Here is a 25,762-nt window from a genome sequence, read left to right on the forward strand (position 1 = left end):
CGCGGCTAAAACCCCGATTTGTCGAAGACATGCCCCTCGGGGTCGAGGTCGCGCAGGTCGGCGCCGCGCGTCTCGCGGCCGAAGCGCCAGACCAGCAGGAACGACAGCGCCATCGGCACCGCGATCATCAGCGCGCTGGCGGCGAGGGTGGGCACGATCGCGAGGATCGCGAGCGCCTGCGCCAGCACGCCGCCCGCCTTGCTGCACGCCGCGACCCAGCCCGTGGTGCGGCCGCGGATGCGGAGCGGGAAGCTTTCGGCGGCATAGGGCAGCAGCATCGCGATGATGCCGTTGCTGCCGATGATCAGCAGCGCGACGGGAAGCACCGGCGACGCATGGTCGCTGAGTGCGAGCCAGAGCACGCCGGCGAGGCCGAGCAGGGTGACGGCGATCGCGGCGAGCAGCGATTTCTTCGCGCTCCACGCGCTGTAGATCCACGCGACGAGGAAGACGGTCGGCAGCGCGATCAGCGCCGAGGCGGCGAGCAGCCTGCTCGACACCTCCATGCTGTAGCCGCGCGCGATCAGTTCGACGGGGAGCCAGAGCAGCAGTCCGAAATTGACGAGGCCCCAGCCGATCGCGGTGAGGCTGAGCGCCGCGAGCTTGCCGACAAAGGCGCGCCCGATCGGGGCCGAGGTCGGCCCGCGCGGCGCGGCGGGCTCGTCGGGGACGATACGGTGCATCGTCGACCCGAATTGCGTCATCACCTTTTGCGCCTCGGCGCGGCGGCCGCGCGCCATCAGGAATTTCGCCGATTCGGGGATGAAGGTGCCGAGAACCACGAGCATCAACCCGCTCGGCAGGTTGGCGAGCCACAGGATGCGCCAGCTGTAGATCGGTTCGAGCCAGGCGGCGATCAGGCTGGCCGCGGCATAGCCGCCGACCGCGCCCAATCCGCCGACGAGGACGAGGCTCCAGCCGCGGTGACGGCTCGGCATCATTTCGGCGAGCAGCGCATAGGTGACGGGCAGCATGCCGCCCGCCGCGGCGCCCATCATGAAACACATGCCGATATTCCACGCGAGCGAGGGCATCGCGCCGCAGATCGAGGTGCCGACGAACATCACCGCCGACAGCAAGATCGACGCCTTGCGGCCATAGATGTCGGCGACCCAGCCCCAGACGAACGAGCCGAGCACGGTGCCGACCAGCGCGACGAACGGCACCAGCGACACCGTCGCGCGCGGCACGCCATATTCGTCGATCATGCCGGGAATGGTGAAGCCGAGGCTGGCGGGTTTCATGATGTCGATGACGAGCGCGATCACGAGCACCCCCATCAGCCGCCAATGCGCCCACGACAGCGGCGCGTCCTCGGGCGCCGAGACCGCGATCTGGCTCGACGCCGCCATTTGTTGCGACAGGTTACGCGGCAGCAGGCCAAAAGCGGCGACGGCGATCCCGGCGACGATCAGGTACATGCCCGCGATCATGCCGCTGTCCATCGGCATGCCGACCATGCGGAACCCCATGTCGCGGCCCATCCAGAACATCGGCAGGTGGAGAAGGACGCCGATGGTGACGGCGACGACGCCGAGGACAAAGGCCCAGAGGCGCCGGTCGCCGCCGGTCGTGCTGATGGTTTCGCTCAATGAAGGGCTCCCTCTCCCGAAGGGACTTCATTTCACACGAGCGCGGTGTCGGCAATCGGCTTTCGCCGGCGTGGCAATCGGCCTTCGCCGCGGCAGCGGACGGGTCAGAAGCGCGCGTTGACGCTGACCCAATAGCTGCGCGCCTTGTCCTTGTTGTTATAATGATCGATGTAGGTCGGGGTGTAGGCGCCGCCGACCGGATCGCCGAAATCGACGTCATAGGCGCGGAAGTCGCGGTCGAGCAGGTTGTTGACCCGGCCGCTGATCGTCAGATGATCGTTCAGGCGATATTGCGCGCCGAAGTTCAGCACGGTGTAGCTGCTGTAATAGAGATGATCGCCGTTGGTCGCGACGCCGCGATAGCGGCGCGAGCGATGCTCGGTCGACAGCTGTGCCGACAGGCCGTCGAGCGGCTGCCAGTCGAGTGTCGCATTGGCCATATGCTTGGCCGACTGGGTCAGCGGCTGGCCCGCCGATGCCCCGGTCTGCTGCTTGCTGTCGGTGTAGGTGTAATTGGCGCGGATCGAGAGGCCGGTAAAGATTTCGTAGCGGCCCGCGACCTCGGCGCCCTTGATTCGCGCCTTGTCGACGTTGAACGGAATGCTGATCGTCCGGCCAAGCCCGAGCACTTCCCAATAATCGCCGAGATTGGCGCAGGGGCGCACGAAGTTGGTGAGCGCGCACGGCTCGACGATCGTCGTGTCGATCTTGTCCTTGAACTTGTTGTGGAACAGCGTGACGTTGATGCCGCTCGCCGCCGACGGGTTCCAGTAGAGGGCGATCTCGCTGTTGACGCTGGTTTCGGGCTTGAGGTCGGGGTTGCCGATGAAGGGGCTGGTGCCCTGGCCGCCGAAACCGCGGATGCCGTCGTAAAGGTCGGTGGTCTTGGGGGTCTTGTAGCCGGTGCTCACCCCGCCCTTGACCGTCAGCGTCGGGCTGATCGTGTAATTGGCGTAGAGGCGCGGGCTGAAGCGGCCGCCGAACAGATTGTGATTGTCGTAGCGGACGCCGCCGGTGATGCTGAAGCCTTCGAACGGGGTCCAGTTGTCCTCGGCGAACAGCGACCAAATGCGATGATCCTGCACCGCTTCGACCCCGCCGACCGCGGCCTCGAGCCCGAAGACGCCGTCGTCGAGCGTGCCGTCGATATATTGGCCGCCGATCACGAAATTATGCCGCCCGGCGAGATTTTCGAGCGGGATGTCGATGCGGCCGTCGACGGTATATTGCGCGCTTTCGAGGGTGCGGATCGGGCGCGGCAGGAAGGTGCGTTCGGCGAGCGCACGGCGTTCGGCGGTCGGCATGCCCGCATAAGGGCCGGTGCCGCTGAACATCTGCTGCAACAGCAGCCGTTCGGCGACCGAGAAGGGCATGGTGCGGCCCTTGTTGTTCGTCTCGATATAGGCGAACGACAGGAAGGCGCGCGCGAAACCGAAGTCGCCATTATAGGTGCCGGCCCATGACAGGCGGTCGAACACCTGTTCCTGGGTATAGCCGACGCGCGGCTGGACCACGCCGCCGGTGGCGCGCCAGATGCTCTCGATGCCGTCGAGGGTGCCGAGCGGATAGGTGATCACCCCGGTGTCGGGATCGACGATCGGCGTGTTGTCATAGACCTGTTTCGAATAGTCGATGTCGAAGATGAAGCTGTGGTCGGGCGAGGGGGTGAAGGTCAGCGAGCCGCCATAGGCGCGGTTGGTGTTCGCCACCGTCTTGCCGCCGCCACCGAAGCCGAGGCCGCGGACGTGCGACACGCCGGCGGGGTCGACGACGGGCGCGAAATCGGGTTCCGACGGGTAGCGCTTGTAATAGGAACCGCGCAATTTCATCCCGATGATGCCGGGGACGATCGGGCCGCTGAGCGCGGCGTCGAAGGTCATGTCGTCGCCGAAGTCGGTGTCTTCCTGGATGCTGCGCCCGAAGGTTGCCGAGCCGGTCCAGCGGTCGAGCACCTTCTTGGTGATGATGTTGATGACGCCGCCGAGCGCGTCGGCGCCGTAGAGCGTCGAGGCGGGGCCGCGGATGACCTCGATCCGCTCAATCGTGTCGAGCGGCGGGGTGTGGTTGAACTGGTTGCCGCCAAAGCTGTTGGGATAGATGTCGCCATGGTTGTTCTGGCGGCGGCCGTCGATCAGGATCAGCGTATAGTCCGACCCCATGCCGCGGATGCTGATCGTGCGCTGGCCGGTCTTGTCGGAGGTCTCGCCGACGTCGACGCCCTCGATATCGCGGACCGCGTCGATCAGCGTGATATAGGGGCGCTGCCGCAATTCGTCCGCGGTCACCACGGTGATGCTGGCCGGCGCGTCGGTGATCTTCTGCTCATAGCCCGCGGCGGTGACGACGATATCGTCGCCCGGCGCTTCGCCCTCTTCGGCGAACGCCGCGGCGGGCATGGCGAGAAGCGCGGCGATCGCGACGAGGCTGGCGCTGGACGAAGGAGAGAAGAAAGGCGTGTTCATGGTTACCCCCGATAATGCGAATGATTATCATTGACATTCGGGGGGCGAACTGGTGCGGACGGAGCCTTGGGTCAATCGCGAAGACGCCCGGCGGGCGCAGGAGCAACACTTTGTCACAATTGGCAATCATCGACCGGCCTGGGACCCCGCAGGCACCACAGGCGCCGTCGATCCCGCAGCATATCGTCGTCGTCGATGACGATGCCGGGGTGCGGACGCTGTTGTCGCGGATCTTGCGCGAATGCGGTTATGACGTCACCGGCGCCGCCGACGGCGTCGAGTTGGAAACCGCGCTCGCCGAGCGGCAGGTCGACCTGGTGCTGCTCGACATCATGCTGCCGGGGGCGAGCGGGCTCGATCTGTGCCGGACGATCCGCGGCCGCAGCCGGGTGCCGATCATCATGATCAGCGCGCGCGGTCAGGAAAGCGACCGGGTCACCGGGCTCGACCTGGGCGCCGACGATTATATCGCCAAGCCGTTCGGGCGGCCCGAGGTGCTGGCGCGGGTGCGCGCGGTGTTGCGGCGCGCGGCGGACACGCATGTCCCGCTCGACATTCCGGCGCCCGAGCGTTTCGATTTCGCCGGCTGGTCCTATCATGGGCGCCGCCGCGAACTGATCGCGCCGTCGGGGGCCGAGGTCGACTTGACCGCTGCCGAGCATGAACTGCTGCTCGCGCTGCTGCGCTATCCGCAGCGGATGATCGGGCGCGAGCGGCTGCTCGAACTGGCGCGCAGCCGGATCGCGACCCCGACCGACCGCAGCATCGACGTGCTGATCAGCCGGCTGCGCCGCAAGCTGGGCGACGGGCGCAAGACGCGCCCTCTGATCCGCACCATCCGCGGCGTCGGTTACATGTTCGCCGCCGACGTCAGCGTCGCCTGACCATGGGCCGCCGTCCGCTGGGTATGGTGTGGCGGATCGCGCTGGTGCTCGCCTGTGCCGTCGTGCTCGAGTTCGTCGGCAATGTCGCGCTGCATCGCTGGCAGGAACGCGAACTGCTTCCGGTCGAACAGGTCGAGCGGATCGCGGCGCAACTGGTCGAGGCCGAACGAACGGCGCTGGCGAATCCGGTGGACCGGCGCGAGCGTGCGATGCACCGCCTCGCCACCAGGGGCCTGTCGCTGAACTGGGTGCCGCGCAGCGTCATCACCGATTACAGCGCGTCCTTCGAGCAACTCGGTACGATGCGCGCGCGGCTCGTCCGCGCGGCGCCGGGCCTCGCGGGGCGCGAGCTCAGGCTGACGCTGATCCCGTCGGAAGCGGCGCGCGAGCGCGACCTGATCGGGGCGCTGCAACTCGCCGACCAGAGTTATATCACCTTTCGCATCAGCCCCTATCTGGGGGCGCCGCCGTCGCCGGGGGCGGTGATCGCGATGCACCTGTTGCTGATCGCGACGGTGCTCGGTCTGGCACTGATCATGGTGCATGCGCTGGTGTGCCCCTTGCGCAACCTTGCCGAAGCCGCCGACGCGACGGGGCAGGGCCACGTCGGCGTGCTGGCGGTCGAGGGGCCGCCCGAGGTGCGACGCGTCGCCACCGCCTTTGCCGCGATGCAGCGCCGGCTGCTCGATGCGATGGAGGACCATACGCATGCGCTGGTCGCGGTGTCGCACGATTTGCGCACCCCGATCCAGCGGCTTCGGTTGCGCGCCTCGCTGCTCGATGACGACGAGGCACGCGACGCGATCGCCGCCGATCTCGTCGAGATGGAGCATTTCATCGAATCGACGCTCGCCTATGTTCGCAGCGGCGAGGACGAGGCGGTGCGGTTGATCGACGTCGCGGCGCTGGTGTCGACCGCCGCCGACAACGCCGCCGACCTGGGCGCCGCGATCGCCTATCGCGGCCCCGACGAACTGCTCGTCATCGGGCGGCCGCTGGCGATCAAGCGGATCATCGCGAACCTGATAGACAATGCGCGGCGGCACGGCGAGCGGATCGAGCTGATCCTCGCCGAGGCGGCGCCCGACCGGTTCTTCGTGGCGGTCGAGGACGACGGGCCGGGCATCGCGCCGGGTCAGCGCGCCGAGGCGCTGTTGCCGTTCCGGCGCCTCGACGATGCGCGGGCGCGCGACGCCGGGGGCGCCGGGCTGGGGCTGGCGTCGGCGGCGAAGGCGGCGCAGGCGATGGGCGGTGCGCTCGAACTCGGCGAAAGCGGGCTGGGCGGGCTGGCGACGCGGCTGGTGCTGCCGAAAAACCCGCCCGTCATCACCGTTTGAGGCGGAAATCGGGGCCGGCATAGGTCCGCACCGGATTGCCGCGTTCGAGACCCTGATTGCGGTCCCATGCGTCGCGCCGGGCATCGCCTGCAGCGGCTTCGCGCCGTTCGGCGAGCAGCAGTACGAGCTTCAGCCGCGCGACCTTGCGATTGGCGTGCTGCGACCTTTGCTCCTGCGATACGGCGACCAGACCGGTCGGGCGGTGGGTCGCGCGGACCGCGCTGTCGGTCTTGTTGACATGCTGGCCGCCCGGACCGCTGGCGCGCATCGCCTGATAGTCGATGTCGGCGTCGCGGATTTCGTCCGTCTCATCGGCCAGCCCGACGGGCGCGACGCCGACGAACCAGTTCTTGCGCTTGTGCGTTGGCCGGAAGGGGCTTTGCCCGGTCCACAGGATCGTCCCCGTCCGTTGCTGTACAAAGGATTCGGCGCCGGACCCCGACACGCGCAGCAGCAGCGAGGCCGGATCGTCGTCGGGCACCTCCAGCGGTTCGCATTCGACATCGCTGCCCCGTGCCTCGCGGATGAAGGCGCGGGCGATGCGGGCGACGACCCAGCGGCATTCGGCGGGGCCGCTTCCCGACGAGAGGTGGAGGATGATCTCGGTCATACGCGCCGCACCTTGTAGCTGATGAGCGGGCGGAGCCGCGCGACGACGCGGACGAGGCCCGCCTGTTCGAGGTCGGCGATCACGCGGGCGACGTCCTTATAGGCTTGCGGCGCTTCCTCGAAGATGAGCTGCCGGTCCTCGCAGATCACCCGGCTGCCGAGCGCGGTGCGTTCGAGATCGGCGACCTTGAAGCGGTTCGACAGCCGCGCGCGGGCGTCGCCGCGGCTCCATTTCCGCCCGGCGCCATGCGCGATCGAGTGCAGCGCTTCGTTCGCGCGCGTGGCGAGCGGCTCGACGAGATAGCTGAAGTCGCCGCGCGAGCCGGGGATCGCGACCAGCCCGCGATCGGCGGGAGCGGCGCCCTTGCGGTGGAGCCAGCCGCCGTCCAGCGGGGTGACGCTGTTGTGGCAGATGTCGAGCAGCCGCCGCCCGCCGAGACCGAGCGCCGCGAGAAAGCGCGCGGCGATCACGTCGCGGTTGACGACCGCCCAGCCCATCGCGCGATCATGATCGGCCAGATAGGCGCGGCCATCGTCGCTGTCGGCGGCGAGGCCGGCCAGCGCGCCGCGCGCGGTCCAGGCGTCGAGGATTGCCTGACCCAGCCCGCGCGAGCCGCTGTGCACCATCATCCAGACGCGGTCTGCGTGAAGGTCGAGCGCCGCGAAGCGGTCGGCATCGACCACCTCCTCGACTCGCTGCAACTCGACGAAATGATTGCCGCCACCGATCGTGCCGAGCGAGGCGTCGGCGAGGTCGGCGGGAAGGCCCGCAGCCGCGAGCATCGCCGCCGCATCGCCATCCCACGGACCGTCGAGGCCGTGGAGCTTGCGCTCGGCGGCATCGAGGCGGAATTTGCGCAAGGCTGCGTCGGTTTGCCACAGCGCCATGCCGCAGCCGATGTCGCCGCCGACGAGGTGCGGATAGAGATGCGTCGGTGACCAATAGGCCGCGCCGACCGCAATGCCGCGTCCGGCGTGGAGGTCGGGAAGCCCGACGACCCGCGCGATGCCGGGCAGCGCGGCGGTGCGTTCGAGCTGGTCGAGCGCGACCGGGTCGAACAGGCGCGGGTCGGCGCCGACGATGTGGATCGCGGTATCGCTCATCGTCCACCGCCTTTCGCCGCGCGGTTGGCGGGCGGCAGGCGGCGTTCCAGTTCGGCGGCGTCGCGCAGGATGCCGTCGGTCGGATCGACGAAGAAGTGCCAGTGGCGCCAGGCCCAGGTCGTCTTGCGGCCCAGGACCTGCCCGTCCGTCATCCATTCGCCGTCGCGTCCGATCGAGATGCGCGAGGCGACAAAATCGTCGAGATGAGCGCGGACGTGCATCTTCACCGTGCTGCCGGTGTCGAGCCCGGCGCAGATTTCGCTGAACACATCGTCCCAGCGGCGACCGCGCCGGCTCCGCAGGAAGCGGATCAGCGGGCCAAGATTTTCATTGAGGTCCTTGTAGAAGCGTGCCTCGGTTTTGACCTGGCGCTTGTGGCCGATGAAATGGATGCCCGGATCGCTCCTCTTGAGTTTGACGGATGGTACATGTCGCGAACCCCGGCGCGGGCGTTCGACGATGACCTTGAACATATCAGCGCGCATGACGAAGCTCCCCTGCGAGGGAGGCCGCCGATGCGGCGCCTTTGGTAATGAAATAGTGGCTCGTGCCGGTACGGCGCGAAGGGGTCAGGCGAGCGAAGCCGCCTGCAAGCAAAGTGCCCATGTCACAGGATCCTGATGACGGTGGAAAGTTAGGATGCGGTGTGTGTGAACAGCGGTTCGCATGATCTCTCCTTTCCGTTTCAGACTGTGGCCGGGATTTGGCTGGCGCGGCCTGTAGCTGCGCCGACCGCTTTTTGCAAGGCGGCGCGAGGTCGGGCGCTACCCCTTCTGCGCCGCGGTCCAGCGCTCGATCAGTCCCGCGAGCACCTCGATCGGCATCGCGCCCGCCGACAGCGCGGTGTCGTGGAAGGCGCGGAGGTCGAATTTGGCGCCGAGCGCGGCCTTCGCCTTTTCGCGGATTGCCACCCATTGGGTCTGGCCGACCATGTAGCTCGTCGCCTGACCGGGCCAGACGCAATAGCGTTCGATCTCGGTGACGTTCGACGGTTCGGGGGTGCCGAGCGTCTCGTTATAATATTGGATGCCCTTCTCGCGGGTCCAGCGATAATGGTGGAGCCCGGTGTCGACGACGAGCCGCGCGGCGCGGAACATGTAACTTTGCAGATATCCGAGCCGGCCCCACGGGTCGTTTTCATAAACCCCCATCTCGTCGGCGAGCTGTTCGGCATAGAGGCCCCAGCCCTCGGTATAGACCGAGTAAGCGGGCAGCCGGCGGAGGCGCGGGATGCCGGTCGCTTCCTGCGCGAGCGCGATCTGGTGGTGATGGCCGGGCGAGGCCTCGTGATAGGTGAGGGTGGGCAGCGTCCAGCTGGGGTTTTCGGCGGTATCGCGCAGGTTGATATAATAGGCCCCGGGGCGCGAGCCGTCGAGCGCGGGGACCTGATAATAGCCGCCGGTCGCGCCATCCTCGATATCGGCGGGGACGCGGCGGATCTCGGCCTTCGCCTTGGGCAGGCGGCCGAAGGCTTCGGGCAGCCGCGCCTGCATCGCCTGCATCTGGTTGTTGAGCTCGGCGATCAGCTTCGCCTTGCCTTCGTCGGTGTTGGGATAGAGGAAGCGCGGGTCCTTGCCGAGCGCGCGCATCCGTTCGGCGACGCTGCCCTTGGTCATGCCCTGCGCCTTGAAGATCGCGTCGGCCTGCGCCGACAGGTCGGCGACGCGGTCGAGCCCGAGCTTGTGCACCTCCTCGGCCGACATGCCCGTCGTCGTCGCGAAGCGCAGCGCATAGGCATAATAGTCCTCGCCCTGCGGCAGGCGCCAGACGCCGGCGTCGTGGGTCGCGCGGGGCCGCACCGCCCGCAGCTCGGCCGCCTGGCGCTTCATCGCGGGATAGATCTTGTCCTCGATCAGCGCGGCGCAGCGCGCCGCCCAGTCGCCGGGAATGTCCTTCGTCTTCGCCGCGATAGTGGTCGTAAGGCCGTTGGCGGCGGGCGCGGGGGCCCAGATGCGGTCGAACTGGCCGAGCGTGCGGTCGATGACGAAGTCGGGCGGGACGATGCCGCCCGCATGATCGGTCTTGAGCCGTCCGGTCTCGTTGTCGAGCTGGACCGCGAAGTCGGCGCAGCGCGCCAGATAGGCTTCGGCATCGGCGGCGTCGGCGATCGCGTGCTGGTTGATCAGGAAGTCGGGGACCGCGCGATAGCTGCCTGACAACTGCGTCACCGGATGCGGTTCGGGCCAGCTGTGGAGGCCGTATGAGAAGGTGTCATAGGCCTTCACATAGCCCTCCCACGGGCCGCGGAAGGTTTCGTAATTGACGAGGTCCATGCCCGAAAGCTTTGATGCGTCGATCTTTTTCAGGTCGGCGAGGCCGTCGCGATAGAGCTGGTGGTTCTTCTTGATCCCCGCGGGTGAACGGTCGTCGAGCTTGGCCTTGAGCGCCGCGCGGTCGCCCTTGTCGAGCCCGAGCGCGGCGGCGAATTCGGGGCTTTCGTCGATCAGCCGGTCGTAGATGCGTTCGTAGAGCGCGGTCAGCCTGTCGCCCTCGCTGGCGGGTTCGGCGAACATCGCGTGCGCGCGGGTGCCGGCGAGCGCCGAGGTCGCGGCGAGGGTGGCAAGGAGCGTGCGGCGGTCGAGCATGGGGAGGTCTCCGGACTAGGTGTGTTGCCTCAACCCTACACGATCGGATCAGGCGGGTCTTGTAGCCAATTGACCTCGCCGCCAGAAACCCGGGGTCGCGCCGGTGAGCCGCGCGACGGCGTGGGTCATGTGCGCCTGGTCGGTGAAGTGGAGCCGATGGGCGATCGCGGTCAGCGCCTCACCAGTCGTGCGGATCGCCGCGAGCGCGGCGCGGGCGCGGACGTCGGCGCGATACGCCTTGGGGGTGCAGCCATAGGCGGCGCGGAAACCGCGGCTGAGGGTTTCGGCGCGCACGCCTTTGCTCTCGGCCCAAGCGGATAGCGCGAAGGGGGCGAGACGGCGAAGGTCGCCGGCGAGCAGGTCGGGCCAGTCGAGCGCCGACGGCGGCGCGGCGACGAAATCCCCGGCGAGCGCGGCGGCGGCGGCGGCGCGGTCGCGGGCGGCGAGGCGGACGAGGCGGTCGGGGTCGCGGACATGGCCGCGGACATGCGCGGTGGCGGCGAGCGCGGGCGGCAGGTCGAGTATGAGGACACGGGCGCCGCGCGCCGCGATGCGGCCCAGATGCGATTCGAACGCGTGATGGATCAGGACGTCGCCGGGACCGACGTCGAAGCGGCCTTCGTCCCCCGCCTCCTGATAGCCGCCCTCGAGCACCACCGCGACGAAGGCGTCGTCGTGGCAATGGCGCGCGCGCCGTTCGAGCGGGCGATGCTGAAGCAGCCCGAGCGGGGCGTCGGCAAAGCGGTGCGCCGCCGCCATCGCGCCTATTCGCGCGCCTTGGCGGCGGCGCGGACGTCCTGGCAGCGTTTGAGCGGCATGACGAGGATGTCGTCGCCGTCGACGATCACCGCGACCCCCTCCATGCCGACGACCGACACCCGCTTGCCGCCGGCGCGGATCAAATTGCCGAGGCTGTCGTGGAGGAAGACGTCGCCGACGGTCGCATTGTCGGACTCGTCGCACGCGGCGAGGGCGTGGACCGCCTGCCAGCTGCCAAGGTCGGACCAGCCCATGGACACGGGGACGATCGCGACGCGGTCGTCCTTTTCCATGACGGCATAATCGATCGAGTCCGACGGGGCATTCTCGAACAGCAGCGCGTCGGCGTAGAGCGCATCGCCGTCGTGCATGCCGGCCGCGAGCGCCTTGTCGGCGGCCTCGAAGATCGCGCGGCAATGGGTGAGCATCGCATCGCGCATCCGCCCGGCGCGGAACAGGAAGATGCCGGCGTTCCAGCTGTAACCGCCCGCCGCGAGCATCGCCTCGGCATCGGCGAGCGGGGGCTTTTCCACGAAGCGCGCGACGGCAAACCCGTCGTCGCCAAGCGCCTCACCGCTGGCGATATAGCCGAAGCCGGTGTCGGGATGGGTCGGCGCGATGCCGAAGGTGACGAGCCAGTCCTGTTGCGCCAGCCGCGCCGCTTTGGCGATCGCGGCGTGGAAGGCGGGGACGTCGGCGATGACATGGTCGCTCGGCATCACCAGCAGCAAGGTGTCGGCATCGGCCTGCGCGACGGCGAGGGCGATCGCGGCGGCGGTGTTGCGCGGCATCGGTTCGACGAGCAGCCTGGCCTCATGCACCCCCATCTGGTCGCGCACCGTCGCGACATGGCCGTCGCCGCACAGGATGACCGGCGGCAGGAAATGTTCGCCGGCGGGGGTGCGCGCGACGGTCTGCTGGAACAGGCTGTCGGCGCCGGTCAGCGGCAGGAACTGCTTGGCGCGATCCCCGCGCGATTCGGGCCACAGCCGCGTGCCGGCGCCGCCGCACAGGATAACGGGTTGAATCTGAAGGGTCATGGAGACGGTCTAAGCCTTTCGGACGGAATGGTCATCCCTTGAATGGGTTAATGGTGCAAGGCTGGCCTTGAACCGCTCTGGATTGCCGCGTCGCTTCGCTCCTCGAAATGACGGAGCATTTGGAGGCTCGTCATGGCGAGCGAAGCGAAGCAATCCAGAGCGGTCGGCGCCAACCAGTGTGTAAAGTTAACCGACACTTCACCCCTCGCGGCTAGGTGTGTGCCTGAAAGGGCGCCACTTTCCGATGTTCCGACTGTTCAAACATTATGTCCCGCACGCCGTCGTCTGGCTGGCGCTGATCGAGTTTTTCGCGCTGCTCGGCTCGGCCGAGGGGGCGTGGCATCTTTATGCGCACCAGGCTGGTTTCGACGCCGGCGAGCTTGCCGACCGCTGGTTGCCGCTGTTGACCTTTGCCGTGTCCAACGCGCTCGCGATGATGGCGGTCGGGATGTACGGGACCGAGGCGCTGCGCTCGATGGGCTTCGCGACCGCGCGGTTGCTCGCGGCGATCTCGCTCGGGGTGATCTTCCTGTCGCTCACCGGCTTCCTGCTGCCGAACGTCACGCTTTGGCGCGCGAACAGCATCTATGCGATGGGCTTTGCGATCGCGCTGTTGTTCCTGATCCGGTTGGCGGTGACCCAGACTGCGGGAGCCGACCAGTTCCGGCGGCGGATCCTGATCCTCGGGGCGGGGCCGCGCGCGGCGCGGCTGCGCGTGCTCGCCGACGAACCGGGGAGCGGGCTGACGATCACCGGCTATGTCGCGATGGCCGATGGCGAGACCGTCATCGCCGATGCGGTGCCGCGCGGCGACGTCGCGAGCCTGGCCGACCATGCCGTCGCGCTGGGGGCGGGCGAGGTGGTGCTGGCGATGGAGGAACGGCGGGGGTCGCTGCCGCTCGCCGACCTGCTGCGCGTCAAGACCACCGGGGTCCATGTCAACGACATCGCGAGCTTTCTCGAGCGCGAGACCGGCCGCGTCGACCTGGCGACGACGAACCCCAGCTTCCTGATCTTTTCGGACGGATTTTCGGCGGGGCAGCGGATCGGCAAGGTCAGCAAAAGGCTGTTCGACATTTTCGCCAGCTTGCTCGTGCTGGTGATCGGCCTGCCGCTGATCGTCATCGCGGGGATCGCGGTGCGGATCGACAGCAAGGGGCCGATTTTCTATCGCCAGCCGCGCGTCGGGCTGTTCGGCGAAACCTATAATATCGTCAAGATCCGCTCGATGCGGACCGATGCCGAGGCCGCGGGCAAGGCGGTGTGGGCGAGCGCGAACGACCCGCGGATCACCCGCGTCGGCAACATCATCCGCAAGCTGCGCATCGACGAACTGCCGCAGACCTGGTGCGTGCTGAAGGGTGAGATGAGCTTCGTCGGTCCGCGCCCCGAACGGCCGAGTTTCGTCGAGGAGCTGACCGAGGAACTGCCCTATTATGCCGAGCGCCACATGGTGAAGCCGGGGCTGACCGGCTGGGCGCAGATCAACTATCCCTATGGCGCGTCGGTCGAGGATGCGCGGGTGAAGCTTGAATATGACCTCTATTACGCCAAGAATTATTCGCCCTTCCTCGACCTGTTGATCCTGCTCCAGACGGTGCGCGTCGTGCTGTGGCCGGAGGGCGCGCGCTGATATGGGCGCGCTCACCAGCCTTTCGGCCATCCTCGGCGGCCTGGCGCTGGCGGGTTTTGCCGGCGTCACCTTGTGGCTGCTGATGCGGCCGCGCGCGCGCATGGCGACGCTGATGCCGGGTTTCGGCTGGCTGGTCGCGGCGGCGGCGGCGATGACGCTGTGGTGCGCCGCGGCTTATGTCTTCGGTCCCGGATCGGCCGAGGCGCTCGTCGGGCGGGCGCTGCGCAACATCGCGATACTCGGCTGGCTCGGCGCGACCTTCTGGAACGAGCGCGCGCCGATGTCGCGGCCGCTGCGGCTGATCCAGCGCATGCTCGTCACCTTCTGCGTCGTCGCGCTGTTGTTCGGCGGCGCGGTGTGGCTGCGCCAGGGCGGGCTGTCGGCCGAATGGGCGGGGCCGGGGCTTGAACTGGTGGCGATGATCGCCGCGTCGGGCGGGCTGCTGCTCATCGACAGCGGGGTGCGCCACGGCAGCGCCGGGCTGCGCATGCCGGTGCTCGCGGTCGCCGGGGGCTTTGCGATGCTCTGGGCCTATGAACTCAATATCCAGTTGATCGCCGCGCTGACCGGGGCGCCGGCGACGACGCTGATCCTCTTGCTGCCGGCGGTCGCGCTGCTCGCGCTGCCGACCTTCGTCGTCGCGGCGATGGATGTCGGGCGCGAACGGATGCGGCTGTCGCGCACCGCGGCGACGCGAACCTTGCTGCTGATCGGCGGCGCATTGTACCTGGTGCTGATCGGGCTGGTGGGCGCGGTGGCGCGGATGGTCGGCGGCAATTATGCCGAACTGGCACAGGGCCTGTCGCTCGTCGTCGCGCTCGGCGCCGGCGGAATGCTGCTCGCCTCGGGCCGCGCGCGGGCGTGGCTGTCGGTGATGATTTCCAAGCATTTCTTTGAGCATCGCTATGACTATCGCGCCGAATGGATGCGCTTCACCGCGACGCTGGCGCGCGCCGGCGACGACGCCGGCCAGGGCGCCGACAAGGGAGAAGGCGACCTGTATCGCCGCGTCGCCAAGGCGCTCGCCGAACTGACCGGAAGTCCGGGCGCGCTGCTGATGCTGCCCGACCCGCAGGGCAGCTATCGCGTCGCCGACCGCTGGCATTGGGAAGCCGGGGTCGAGGCCGATGCGATATTGTCGCTGCGCTCGGCCTTCATGCTGCAGGACACCGGCCATATCGTCGACCTCGACGCGGTGCGCCGCGGCGCGACGACGGTCGCGGGCGGGCACGACCTCGCGATCCCCGACTGGCTGGTTGCCGACACGCGCGCGTGGGTCGTCGTGCCGGTGCTCCATTTCCAGCGCATGATCGCGGTGGTGGTACTGCACCGTCCGCCGGTGACGCGCGCGCTCGACTGGGAAGATCTCGACGTGCTGCGCATCGCGGGACGGCAGGCGGCGAGCTACCTCGCCGAATCGCACAGCCAGCAGGCCTTGTCGGAGGCGAAGCGTTTCGACGAGTTCAACCGCCGCTTCGCCTTCATCATGCACGACATCAAGAATCTGGCGAGCCAGCTGGCGCTGCTCGCGCGCAATGCCGAACGCCATGCCGACAATCCGGCGTTTCGCGCCGATATGGTCGAGACGCTGAAGCTGTCGGCGGGGCGATTGTCCGACCTGCTGGCGCGCCTGTCGCCGCGCGAGCGCGGGCGCGCGGCGGAGGCCGGGCGCGTGGCGATCGAACCGCTGCTGGACGCCGTCGCAGCGCAGATGCGGCCGCGCCGGACGCTGTCGATCGGCTGCGACGCCGGGCTCGCCGCCTGGGCCGATAGCGGATCGGTGCGGCAGATCCTCGAGCATCTTGCGACCAATGCGATCGACGCCTCGTCCGACGACGGATCGGTGCAGCTGATCGCGGCGCGTGAGGCGGGGCGGGTGCGGATCGACGTGCTCGACCAGGGATGCGGGATGACCCGCGAGTTCATCCGCGACGAATTGTTCAAGCCCTTCGTCTCGACGAAGGAAGCGGGGTTCGGGCTTGGCGCCTATGAAGCGTTGCAGATCGCGCAAGCGATGGGCGGCACGATCGATGTCGCGAGCGAGCCGGGCAAGGGAAGCCGCTTCACCCTATGGTTGCCCGCCGCGGGCGAAGGCGGTGCGGCGGGGCGGGGCAACGACTGGATGAAAGTGGCATCATGAAGAACGACGGCGCCGAAGCACCGCGCAAACTGCTGGTGGTCGAGGACGACCCGGGGCTGCAGACGCAGCTCAAATGGGCCTATGACGGCTATGCGGTGTTGATCGCGGGCGACCATGACAGCGCGATCGACCTGCTGCGTGCCGAAGAACCCGATGTGGTCACGCTCGACCTGGGCCTGCCGCCCGATCCCGACGGGACGCGCGAGGGATTCCGGACGCTGAAGGCGATCCTGGAGATCAAGCCCGACACCAAGGTCATCGTCGTGTCGGGGCACGGCGAGCGCGCCAGCGCGTTGAACGCGATCGCGCAGGGCGCGTGGGATTTCTACCAGAAGCCGATCGATATCGAGGAGCTGGGGCTGATCGTGCGGCGGGCGTTCCATGTCCGCGAACTCGAGGTCGAAAATGCGCGGCTGGCGGAGCAGGGGACGAACGACAACCGCGTACTCGGCGGGATGATTACCGGGGCGCCCGAAATGCTGAAGGTCGCGCGGATGATCGAGCGCGTCGCCAATCTGGGCGTATCGGTAATGCTGCTCGGCGCGAGCGGCACCGGCAAGGAATTGCTGGCACGCGGGCTGCACGAGGCGAGCGGGCGCCGCGACGGCGCCTTCGTCGCGATCAACTGCGCCGCGATCCCTGAGAATCTGCTCGAAAGCGAATTGTTCGGGCATGAGAAGGGCGCCTTCACCGGTGCGGTGAAGACCACCGAGGGCAAGATCGAGCTAGCGCATGGCGGCACTTTGTTCCTCGACGAAGTCGGCGACATCCCGTTGCCGTTGCAGGTCAAGCTGCTTCGGTTCCTGCAGGAACGCACGATCGAGCGGATCGGTGGGCGCAAGCCGATCGCGGTCGATACAAGGATCGTCTGCGCGACGCACCGCGACCTCGACGCGATGATCGCGGCGCAAAGCTTTCGCGACGATCTTTTTTATCGGCTGGCCGAGATGGTGGTGAAAATTCCCGCGCTCGCCGAGCGGCCGGGCGATGCGGTGCTGCTGGCGCGGCATTTCCTCCACCAATATGCGCCCGAGATGAACCCCGGGGTGCGCGGCTTCGCCCCCGATGCGTTGCAGGCGATCGACGAAGCGCGCTGGCCGGGCAATGTCCGCGAGCTGGAAAACCGCATCAAGCGGGCGGTGATCATGGCCGACGGCAAGCTGGTGACGAAGGGCGATCTCGATATCGCCGGCAGCGCCGATGGCGCCCATGGACCGGGCGACGAGGAAGCCTGGCTCAACCTGCGCAGCGCGCGCGAGGCCGCCGACCGGGTCGCGATCCGCCGTGCGATGATGCAGAGCGAGGGCAATATCTCGCTCGCGGCGAAGCTGCTCGGGATCAGCCGCCCGACGCTGTACGACCTGCTCAAGCAATATCGGATGCAGGCGGCCTGAGTTGCGGCGCCTGCGCATCTTGACCGGGGTGCTGCTCGGTGCGCTGTTGCTGGCAGGGTGCGACGGGCCGCGCCCGGCGAGTCCGCGCGCCGATCTCGAACAGCGGCGCGTCGAACTGCAGCAATCGCTCGCCGACGATCCGAGGCAGCTTGCGGCGCAGGTCGAGCTGGCGCGCATCCTGTTCAAGCTCGGCGACGGTGTCGGGGCCGAGGCCGCGGTGCAGGCGGCGCTCGGGGCGGGGGGCGACGCGGCGGCGCTGCGGCCGCTGGCGGCGAAGGCCGCGGCGATGCAGGGCGAGGGCGATCGCGCCTTCCGCATCCTCGACGCCGGGCCGATCGCGCCCGAGATGATCGGCGAGGCGGCGTGGGTCGCGGGCAATGTCCATCTGGGCAATGGCGACCTTGCCTCGGCGCGCGATGCGTTCGACCGCGCGGTGCAGGATTTGCCGCGCAGTTCGGACCTGTGGGTCGACGTCGCGCGCTTTCGCGACGCCAATGCCGATGCGCTCGGCGCGCGTGATGCGATCGATTATGCGATCGAGCTCGACAAGGCGAACAGCGCGGCGCTGGCGTATAAGGCGAACCTGGTGCGCACCCAGCTGGGGCTGACCGCGTCGCTGCCCTGGTACGACCGCGCGTTGGAGGCCGATCCCGACAATGCCGGGGCGCTGATCGACCGCGCCGCGACGCTCGGCGATCTGGGGCGGTACAAGGATATGCTCGTATCGCTGCGCCACGCCGCGACACTCGTGCCGGGCGAGCCGCGCCTCTATTATCTGCAGGCGGTGGTCGCGGCGCGCGCCGGCAACTATCGACTTGCGCGCAGCCTGCTCCAGCGCACGCGCGGGCGAATGGACGAGGAACCGGCGTTCATGCTGCTCAGCGCGATCGTCGAGCTCGAACTCGGCGGCGAGGCGGTGGCGGCGACCTGGGCCGACCGGCTGATCGAGGAACAGCCGCACAATCTGACCGCGCGGCGCATCCTGGCGGTGTCCGAATGGTCCGGGGGCGATGCCGATGGTGCCGCCGAGGCGCTGGCGCCGATCGTGTCGCGCACCGATGCCGACAGCTGGTCGCTGTTGCTCGCCGCGCGGGTCGCCGCCGAACTGGGTCGGGCGACCGATTCGGCCGATTATCTGGCGCGCGCTGCCGCGCTTGCGCCGGGCGAGGCGGCGCCCTTCCGCCCCGATGGCTTTGCGCTGTCGGCCGCGGCCGATGCCGACCCGCTCAACCCGGCGAAGGTCATCCCGGCGATGGAGGCCGAGATGGCGGGCGGCAATGCGGCGCGCGCGCTGGAGCGCGCGACACGGCTGCGCGACGCCAATCGCGGCGTCGCCGATGCGCACATCCTGTATGGCGACGCGGCGCTGGCGGCGGGCGAATATGGCCAGGCGGTGCAGAGTTTCCGCGCCGCGCGCGACCTCGACGCAGGCGAGCGGACGACGCTTCGGCTCGCGAATGCCCTGTTCCGGGCCGGTGACATCGCGGGGTCGGGGGCGACGATCCTCGCGCTGCGCGACAGCCAGCCGTCGAGCATCGCCGCCGACCGGCTGGCGGGTTCTCTGGCGATGGACATCGAACATTGGGACGATGCGATCACCCATTTCGAGCGCGTGCGCCAGCGGATCGGCAATCGCGACGTCGTGGTGCTGCGCGAACTGGCGAAGGCCTATGCGGCCAGGGGCGATCGCGCACGCGCGACCGGGCTGATCGCGCTGGCGTACCGGCTGCAGCCGCTGAACGGCGAGGTCATGCGGCTCTATGCCGACCTGCTCGCTGAGGGCGGAAACGCGCAGGGCGCGGCGGATTTGCGCGAGAAGATGGAGCAGGTGGGGCGGTAGTTTCGAAATCCTCCCTGTGGCGAAGCCATGGGGAGGTGGCAGCGCGAAGCGCTGACGGACGGGCTAAAACACTGCCGTCGCCGCCCCTCCACCACTTGCTTCGCAAGCGGTCCCCCTCCCCATGGCTTCGCCACAGGGAGGATTTTTCTCAGGCCTCGGTCAGATCCAGCAACGTCCGCGCATCCAGCCCGATGCGGCGCATCTGGTCGGCGACCGGGGGCCACACATTGGCCAGGAAATCTTCGCGCATCAACGTGCGCAGGCGCTCGGTCGCGCCGTCGGCGACGAACATGCCGACCCCGCGCTTCACGGTCACCAGGCCTTCGTCCTGGAAGGTCTGGTACGCCTTGGCAACGGTGAGCGGGTTGGCGCCCTCTTCGGCAGCGAGGCTGCGCACCGACGGGAGCATGTCGCCGTCGCCGAAGCTGCCGTCGAGGATGGCGTTGGCGATCACATCGCGCAGACGCTGGTACACGGGTTTGGACTGATCGAGCATGCCGCCTTAATGCCATAAGACAGCAGCACAGTCAAATCACAATATTATCGATGTGCGGTGGAGTTTGAAATTAAATGTCCCAGTCGCGAACGACGTCGTCATATTCAGGACGGGGGCGTTCGGAGAGGTTGGCGCCGGCGGTGCCGAGGAAGAAATAGCCGACGATCGTATCGCCGACGCGCGCGCCGAACGCCGCGGCGACGTCGGGGCTGTACGCCGCCCAACCGGTGAGCCAGCTGCCGACGAAGCCATGCGCGTGGGCGGCGTGGAGCAGGTTCATGCCGACCGCGCCCGCCGACATCTGCTGTTCCCACAGCGGGATCTTCGATCCTTCGACCGGAGTCGACAGGAGGACGAGCAATGTCGGCGCCTGATGCGCGAACTGGTCGAGCGCGGAGAGGTCGAGACCCGCAGCGCCCGGGTTCTCTTTCACCCATGCCTGCTTGAGCAGCGTCGCAAGGGTTTCGCGCTGATTGTCCGCGACCGTGACGATGCGCCAGGGCGCGAGCTTGCCATGGTCGGGAGTGCGCAGCGCGAGCGCGATGATGTCGTGCAGCGTCGCGGCATCGGGGCCGGGCGCGACCATGTCGCGGGCCTTGCCCGAACGGCGGGTGGCGAGATGGGCGCGGAGCGAGGAGGTGTCGTTGAACATGGCCCGCCATGTGGCGGTTTCCGAGCGTTTACGCAAGTGTTGCGAATCGTTCGCAACACTATTTCGGCCCGATTGCGATGGTTTCACGCGCAATTAGATTCTTCCCATACGCAATTTTGACGCTAGTGTTACGTCCATCTGTCCCGTTTTCGGGACCAACACCATACCCAGGGAAGGGTCGCCATGACCAAAGCCTATGCCCAGCACGGGGATGCTGCCGGGACGTTTCTCGGCCATCCGAAGGGCCTGTTTGTTCTGTTCTTCGCCGAAATGTGGGAGCGTTTTTCCTATTACGGGATGCGCGCGCTCCTGATTTTCTACCTGACCAAGCACTGGCTGTTCTCGGACAGTGAATCGGGTGTCATCTATGGGGCGTATACCGCGCTGGTCTATATCACCCCGGTGCTCGGCGGCTATCTCGCCGACCGATGGCTGGGGCAGCGAAAGGCGGTGCTTTACGGCGCCGTGTTGCTGACCTTCGGCCATTTCATGATGGGATTCGAGGGCGACGGCGGACAGGATCCGACCAGCCTCAACATCTTCTGGCTGGCGCTCGCTTTCATCATCGTCGGCTCGGGCTTCCTGAAAGCCAATATCTCGGTGATCGTCGGCCAGCTCTATCCGCGTACCGACGTGCGCCGCGACGGCGCTTACACCATCTTCTACATGGGGATTAACCTCGGCGCGGCGCTCGGTTCGCTGCTCTGCGGCTATCTCGGCGAAGTCTATGGCTGGGCCTATGGCTTTGGCGCCGCCGGCTTCGGCATGCTGCTTGGCCTGATTGTCTTCGTGGTGTTCAAGCCGCTGCTGCTCGGTCGCGGCGAGCCGGAGAATCCGGCGCTGCTCACCGAAAAGAAGTTCGGCTTGCCGTTCGAATGGCTGCTCTATCTCGTCGGCCTCGTCGCCGTCGTCGTCTGCTGGTGGCTGGTCCAGAACCAGGCGATCGTCGGTACGCTGCTCGGCGGTGCGGGCGCGATCCTTGTCGCCTATGTCATCGGCACCGCGGTCATCAAGCTGCCCGCCGAGGACCGCGATCGCATCTTTGCCGCGATGTTCCTGATTCTCGGTTCGATCCTGTTCTGGGCGCTGTTCGAACAGGCCGGGTCGTCGCTCAACCTCTTCACCGACCGTTATGTCGACCGCGGCGGGGTGCCGGCATCGGTGTTCCAGTCGGTCAACGCCATCTATATCGTCCTGCTCGCACCGCTGTTCGCGGGGCTGTGGACCTGGCTCGGCCGCCGCGGCATGGAGCCGTCGACCCCGGTCAAGTTCGGCCTTGCGATGCTGCAGCTCGGACTTGGTTTCTATGCGCTGAAATGGGGCGCGGCGGCGGTCGGCATGGAAAATGCCACCCCGGTGCTCTTCATCTTCCTGATCTACCTCTTTCACACGACCGGCGAACTGTGCCTGTCGCCCGTCGGTCTCAGCGCGATGAACCGGCTCGCGCCGGCGCATATGGCGAGCCTGATCATGGGCACCTGGTTCTTCGCATCGGCAACCGGCAACTTCGCCGCCGGCCTGATCGCGGCGGCGACGGGGTCCGAAAAGGCGAGCGGCGAGGGGGCAGGCAAGGCGCTCGTCCTCGACGTCTATGGCACGATCGGCCTGTGGGCGGTCGGTTTCGGTATCCTGGTGATCGTCGTGTCTCCGCTGATCAAGAAGCTGATGCATCTCGACACGCTGCGCGATGCCGACGATCTGGCTGGCCAGAACGAGTTGGCCGAACCGCTCGCTGCGGGCGTCCATCCCGAACCCAAGGGGGCATAATCGATGATCCGGGGCGTGAAAGCCGGCCTTTTGGCCGCGGTGTCGCTGGCGTTCGCGGGTTGCACCGCGAATAGCGGCGAGGTGGAGACGGCGAGCAGCAAGCCCGCCGCCGAAAAGCCGGTGAAGTTCAACAAGGATCCCTATCCGTCGACCTACAAGGGATATCCGACGCGGCTGACCGTCGTGCGGAACGTCACCATCTTCGACGGCGAGGGCGGGCGGATCGACAATGGGTCGATCGTCCTGTCGAGCGGCAAGGTCTTGTCGGTAGGCGGTCCCGATATGGAATTGCCCACCGACGCCGATGTCGTCGACGGCACCGGCAAGTTCCTCACCCCCGGGGTCATCGACATCCACAGCCACCTCGGCGACTATCCGTCGCCCAGCGTCGAGGCGCATTCGGACGGTAACGAGGCCACCTCGCCGACCACCCCCGAAGTCTGGTCCGAACATAGCGTCTGGCCGCAGGACCCAGGGTTCAGCCGCGCGCTGGCCAATGGCGGCGTGACGTCGCTCCAGATTCTGCCGGGTAGCGCGAACCTGATGGGCGGGCGCTCGATCACGCTCAAGAATGTGCCGTCGCGCACGGTGCAGGGGATGAAATTCCCCGGCGCGCCCTATGGCCTGAAAATGGCGTGCGGCGAGAATCCGAAGCGCGTCTATGGCAGCAAGGGGCGGATGCCCTCGACCCGCATGGGCAATTTCGCGGTCAATCGCGCGACCTGGCAGAAGGCGGCCGCCTACAAGAAGAAGATGGACGAGGGGAAGGTCGTCGACCGCGACCTCGCGATGGAAACGCTCACGGGCGTGCTGTCGGGCGAGATCCTCGTCCACAATCATTGCTACCGCGCCGACGAAATGGCGCTGGTGATCGATATGTCGAAGGAATTCGGCTACAAGGTGTCGACCTTCCACCACGCGGTCGAAAGCTACAAGATCGCCGATATCCTCGCGAAAGAAGGCATCTGCTCGGCGATGTGGGCCGACTGGTGGGGCTTCAAGATGGAAGCCTATGACAGCGTGCCCGAGAATATCCCGCTGGTGTACAAGGCCGGCGCCTGCACGATCGTCCATTCGGACGATGCCAACCAGATCCAGCGGCTGAACCAGGAGGCGGCGAAGGCGCTCGCCTCGGGCCGCCGCATGGGCATGCAGATCAGCGACGAACAGGCCTGGACCTGGCTGTCGTACAATCCCGCCAAGGCGCTGGGCATCGGCGACAAGACGGGCAGTCTGAAGCCCGGCAAGATGGCCGACGTCGTGCTGTGGAACGGCAATCCGTTCAGCGCCTATACCCGGCCCGAGAAGGTGTGGATCGACGGCGCGATGATGTATGACGCGATGAACCCCAAATTGCGGCCGGTGAGCGATTTCGAGCTCGGCCAGCCGGGCGAAGGAGACGTGAAATGATGCGCGCGCTCCTCCTTTCCGCCGCCGCGCTGATCGCAGCTCCCGTCGCGGCGCAGGATGTCGCGATCACCAATGCCAAGCTCGTCATCGGCGACGGCAGCGCGCCGATCGAGGGCGGCACCGTCGTCGTGCGCGGCGGCAAGGTTGTCGCGGCGGGCGCCGGCGTCGCCGTGCCCGCGGGTATCGAACGCGTCGATGCGGGCGGTCGCTGGGTCACCCCCGGCATCGTCGCGGCGTTCAGCCGCGTCGGGCTGACCGAGGTCGATGCCGTCAGCGGCACCAACGACCGGTCGGCGAACAAGTCGCGGTTCTCGGCGGGACTCGACATCGCCCCGGCGCTCAATCCGATGGGATCGCCGATCGCGGTCAACCGCGCCAATGGCGTCACCCGCGCGATCGTCGCGCCGGGATCGAGCGGCAATTTGTTCGCCGGGCAGGGCGCGGTGGTCGACCTCGCCGACGACAATGACATGGTGACCAAGCCCCGCGCGCTGCAATATGTCGCGTTCGGCGAGGATGGATCGGCAAAGGCCGGCGGCAGTCGCGCCGCGCTGTTCCTGCTGTTCCGCGAACAATTGCTCGCGGCGCGCAGCTATGCGCGCAATCCCGCGACGCTCGCCGAATGGGGCAGCGACGCGCTGATCCAGCGCGCCGACGCCGATGCGCTGGTGCGCGTGATCGACGGGACGACGCCGCTGTTCGTGCGCGTCGACCGGGCGACCGACATCCTCAACGTGCTCAAGCTGAAGACCGAGTTTCCGGCATTGAAGCTGGTGCTGGTCGGCGCGACCGAGGGCTGGCTGGTCGCGGGCGACATCGCCGCGGCGCGGGTGCCGGTGCTGGTGTCGCCGCTGACCGACCTGCCGGGCAGTTTCGAACAGCTCGGCGCGACCCAGTCGAATGCCGGACGACTCGCCGCCGCCGGGGTACCGGTGTCGGTCGGGGTGTTCGACGACGACGACGCGCACAAAATGGGCTATGCGACGCAATATGCCGGCAACCTCGTCGGGCTGGCGAAGCTGCCCGGCGCGAGCGGGATGAGCTGGGATCAGGCCTTCGCCTCGATCAGCAGCGCCCCGGCGCGCGCGGTCGGCATGGACGCCAGCATCGGCTCGCTCCGTGCGGGCCGCGTCGGCGACGTCGTGATCTGGGACAATGATCCGCTCGAACTGGGCAGCCGCCCGACCGCCGTGTGGATCGATGGCAAGGCGCAGTCGCTGGTGACCAGGCAGGATCGCCTGCGCGACCGTTACCTGACGCCGCAGGAAGGCAATCTGCCGAAGGCTTACGACAGGTAATCGCCCGCGCCTGATGACCAAGCGGCGGACCGGGGAAACGGAGAGGAGAACTCCATGCAACCGATGACGCTGTTGATCACCACCGGCGCGCTGTTCGTCGGCACCCATTTTGCTCTATCGCACCCGCTGCGCGCGCCGCTGGCGGGACGGATGGGCGAACGGGCGTTCCTGATCGTCTATTCGGTCGTCGCGATCGCGACCTTCGTCCTGCTGGTGCAGGCGTGGCGCGGCATGCCGCCCGAGCCGCCGCTGTGGGCGGTCGGCGACGGCCTGTGGATGCTCGCGTCGGCGCTGGTGCTGTTCGCGAGCATATTGTTCATGGGCTCGCTGATCGGCAATCCGGCACTGCCGGCGCCGAACGCCGCCGCGGCGGCGCAGGGCGCACCGCGTGGGGTGTTCGCGATCACGCGCCACCCGATGATGTGGGGCTTCACCTTGTGGGCGCTGGCGCATGCGCTGGTGATGCCGACGCCGGGGCAGATCGTCCTGTCGGCGATCATCGCCTTTCTCGCGCTTGCCGGGTCGGCGGGGCAGGACGTCAAGAAGGCGCGGCTGATGGGCGATGCCTGGCGCCACTGGGCGGCGCGGACGAGCTTCGTGCCGTTCGCAAGGCAGATCGGCGGGCGCGGGTCGTGGATCGACACGATCCCGCGGCCGCACGCGCTGTTCGGCGGCATCCTCCTGTGGGTCGCCGCGACCTGGGCGCATGGCGCGCTCGGTTACATGGTCGCCGGCATCTGGCGCTGGGTGGGATGATCGG

20 protein-coding genes are annotated in these 25,762 nt (G+C 67.8%); 10 read left to right on the plus strand and 10 right to left on the minus strand.

All coding sequences use genetic code 11. The annotated features are described in order from the left end of the window. Positions 1–5: 5 nt before the first annotated feature. Entirely contained in the window at positions 6–1,592 is a 1,587-nt protein-coding gene (locus ASD67_RS19850) for an MFS transporter (RefSeq protein WP_056350819.1), read from the minus strand. Positions 1,593–1,696: 104 nt separating this feature from the next. Further along, positions 1,697–4,054, minus strand: coding sequence for a TonB-dependent receptor domain-containing protein (locus ASD67_RS19855; protein ID WP_056350821.1), 2,358 nt, complete (start codon positions 4,052–4,054; stop codon positions 1,697–1,699). Between the two features lie 170 nt (positions 4,055–4,224). Between ASD67_RS19855 and ASD67_RS19860 the strand changes: the two genes are divergently transcribed. Together ASD67_RS19860 and ASD67_RS19865 are read left to right on the plus strand one after the other, a co-directional pair. Beyond that, positions 4,225–4,938, plus strand: coding sequence for a response regulator transcription factor (locus ASD67_RS19860; RefSeq protein ID WP_235535801.1), 714 nt, complete (start codon positions 4,225–4,227; stop codon positions 4,936–4,938). A gap of 2 nt (positions 4,939–4,940) precedes the next feature. Then, on the plus strand, positions 4,941–6,275 hold the full coding sequence (locus tag ASD67_RS19865; protein WP_056350823.1) for an ATP-binding protein: 1,335 nt from the start codon (positions 4,941–4,943) through the stop codon (positions 6,273–6,275). Here the strand turns inward: ASD67_RS19865 and prfH are convergent. From prfH to ASD67_RS19895, 6 genes are all read right to left on the minus strand, one after another. After that, positions 6,265–6,885, minus strand: coding sequence for a peptide chain release factor H (gene prfH, locus ASD67_RS19870; protein ID WP_056350824.1), 621 nt, complete (start codon positions 6,883–6,885; stop codon positions 6,265–6,267). The genes ASD67_RS19865 and prfH overlap by 11 nt on opposite strands. Beyond that, the gene (locus ASD67_RS19875; protein WP_056350826.1) at positions 6,882–7,988 is read right to left on the minus strand and encodes an RNA ligase RtcB family protein; all 1,107 of its coding nucleotides are present in this window, start codon (positions 7,986–7,988) and stop codon (positions 6,882–6,884) included. Before ASD67_RS19875 ends, prfH begins: the two co-directional genes overlap by 4 nt. After that, entirely contained in the window at positions 7,985–8,473 is a 489-nt protein-coding gene (locus ASD67_RS19880) for a hypothetical protein (protein ID WP_056350828.1), read from the minus strand. Before ASD67_RS19880 ends, ASD67_RS19875 begins: the two co-directional genes overlap by 4 nt. Positions 8,474–8,752: 279 nt before the next feature. Next, positions 8,753–10,573 (minus strand): DUF885 domain-containing protein, encoded by a 1,821-nt coding sequence (locus ASD67_RS19885; RefSeq protein WP_056350830.1) that lies wholly within the window; start codon positions 10,571–10,573, stop codon positions 8,753–8,755. Between the two features lie 48 nt (positions 10,574–10,621). Beyond that, entirely contained in the window at positions 10,622–11,332 is a 711-nt protein-coding gene (locus tag ASD67_RS19890) for a helix-turn-helix domain-containing protein (protein WP_056350833.1), read from the minus strand. 5 nt (positions 11,333–11,337) lie between these two features. After that, entirely contained in the window at positions 11,338–12,372 is a 1,035-nt protein-coding gene (locus ASD67_RS19895) for a mannose-1-phosphate guanylyltransferase (RefSeq protein ID WP_056350835.1), read from the minus strand. A 244-nt stretch (positions 12,373–12,616) separates the two neighbouring features. On the opposite strand from ASD67_RS19895, the gene ASD67_RS19900 reads away from it, so the two are divergent. From ASD67_RS19900 to ASD67_RS19915, 4 genes are read left to right on the plus strand one after another with little or no spacing between them, the layout of a single operon-like run. Continuing rightward, on the plus strand, positions 12,617–14,005 hold the full coding sequence (locus ASD67_RS19900; protein WP_056350838.1) for a TIGR03013 family XrtA/PEP-CTERM system glycosyltransferase: 1,389 nt from the start codon (positions 12,617–12,619) through the stop codon (positions 14,003–14,005). Between the two features lies 1 nt (position 14,006). After that, positions 14,007–16,145: an XrtA/PEP-CTERM system histidine kinase PrsK gene (gene prsK / locus ASD67_RS19905; protein ID WP_056350840.1), complete on the plus strand. Its 2,139-nt coding sequence runs from the start codon at positions 14,007–14,009 to the stop codon at positions 16,143–16,145. Beyond that, positions 16,142–17,539 (plus strand): PEP-CTERM-box response regulator transcription factor, encoded by a 1,398-nt coding sequence (prsR, locus tag ASD67_RS19910; RefSeq protein WP_056350842.1) that lies wholly within the window; start codon positions 16,142–16,144, stop codon positions 17,537–17,539. Before prsK ends, prsR begins: the two co-directional genes overlap by 4 nt. Position 17,540: 1 nt before the next feature. After that, positions 17,541–19,379 carry a tetratricopeptide repeat protein gene (locus tag ASD67_RS19915; protein WP_056350844.1) on the plus strand — a complete coding sequence of 613 codons (1,839 nt, stop codon included), beginning with the start codon at positions 17,541–17,543 and terminating at the stop codon, positions 19,377–19,379. A 148-nt stretch (positions 19,380–19,527) separates the two neighbouring features. On the opposite strand, the gene ASD67_RS19920 is transcribed toward ASD67_RS19915, so the two are convergent. Continuing rightward, positions 19,528–19,875 carry a GntR family transcriptional regulator gene (locus ASD67_RS19920; RefSeq protein ID WP_056350846.1) on the minus strand — a complete coding sequence of 116 codons (348 nt, stop codon included), beginning with the start codon at positions 19,873–19,875 and terminating at the stop codon, positions 19,528–19,530. A 70-nt stretch (positions 19,876–19,945) separates the two neighbouring features. After that, positions 19,946–20,527, minus strand: coding sequence for a nitroreductase family protein (locus ASD67_RS19925; protein WP_056350848.1), 582 nt, complete (start codon positions 20,525–20,527; stop codon positions 19,946–19,948). A gap of 183 nt (positions 20,528–20,710) precedes the next feature. On the opposite strand from ASD67_RS19925, the gene ASD67_RS19930 reads away from it, so the two are divergent. From ASD67_RS19930 to ASD67_RS19945, 4 genes are read left to right on the plus strand one after another with little or no spacing between them, the layout of a single operon-like run. Beyond that, positions 20,711–22,294 carry a peptide MFS transporter gene (locus ASD67_RS19930; RefSeq protein WP_056350850.1) on the plus strand — a complete coding sequence of 528 codons (1,584 nt, stop codon included), beginning with the start codon at positions 20,711–20,713 and terminating at the stop codon, positions 22,292–22,294. Positions 22,295–22,297: 3 nt separating this feature from the next. Continuing rightward, positions 22,298–23,704, plus strand: coding sequence for an amidohydrolase (locus ASD67_RS19935; protein ID WP_082545203.1), 1,407 nt, complete (start codon positions 22,298–22,300; stop codon positions 23,702–23,704). Beyond that, positions 23,701–25,002, plus strand: coding sequence for an amidohydrolase family protein (locus ASD67_RS19940; protein ID WP_200938073.1), 1,302 nt, complete (start codon positions 23,701–23,703; stop codon positions 25,000–25,002). Before ASD67_RS19935 ends, ASD67_RS19940 begins: the two co-directional genes overlap by 4 nt. A 54-nt stretch (positions 25,003–25,056) precedes the next feature. Beyond that, on the plus strand, positions 25,057–25,758 hold the full coding sequence (locus ASD67_RS19945) for an NnrU family protein (protein WP_056350851.1): 702 nt from the start codon (positions 25,057–25,059) through the stop codon (positions 25,756–25,758). Positions 25,759–25,762 lie beyond the last annotated feature (4 nt).

The sequence above is a fragment of the Sphingopyxis sp. Root1497 genome, from assembly GCF_001427085.1.
In the GTDB taxonomy this organism is placed as follows: Bacteria; Pseudomonadota; Alphaproteobacteria; order Sphingomonadales; family Sphingomonadaceae; genus Sphingopyxis.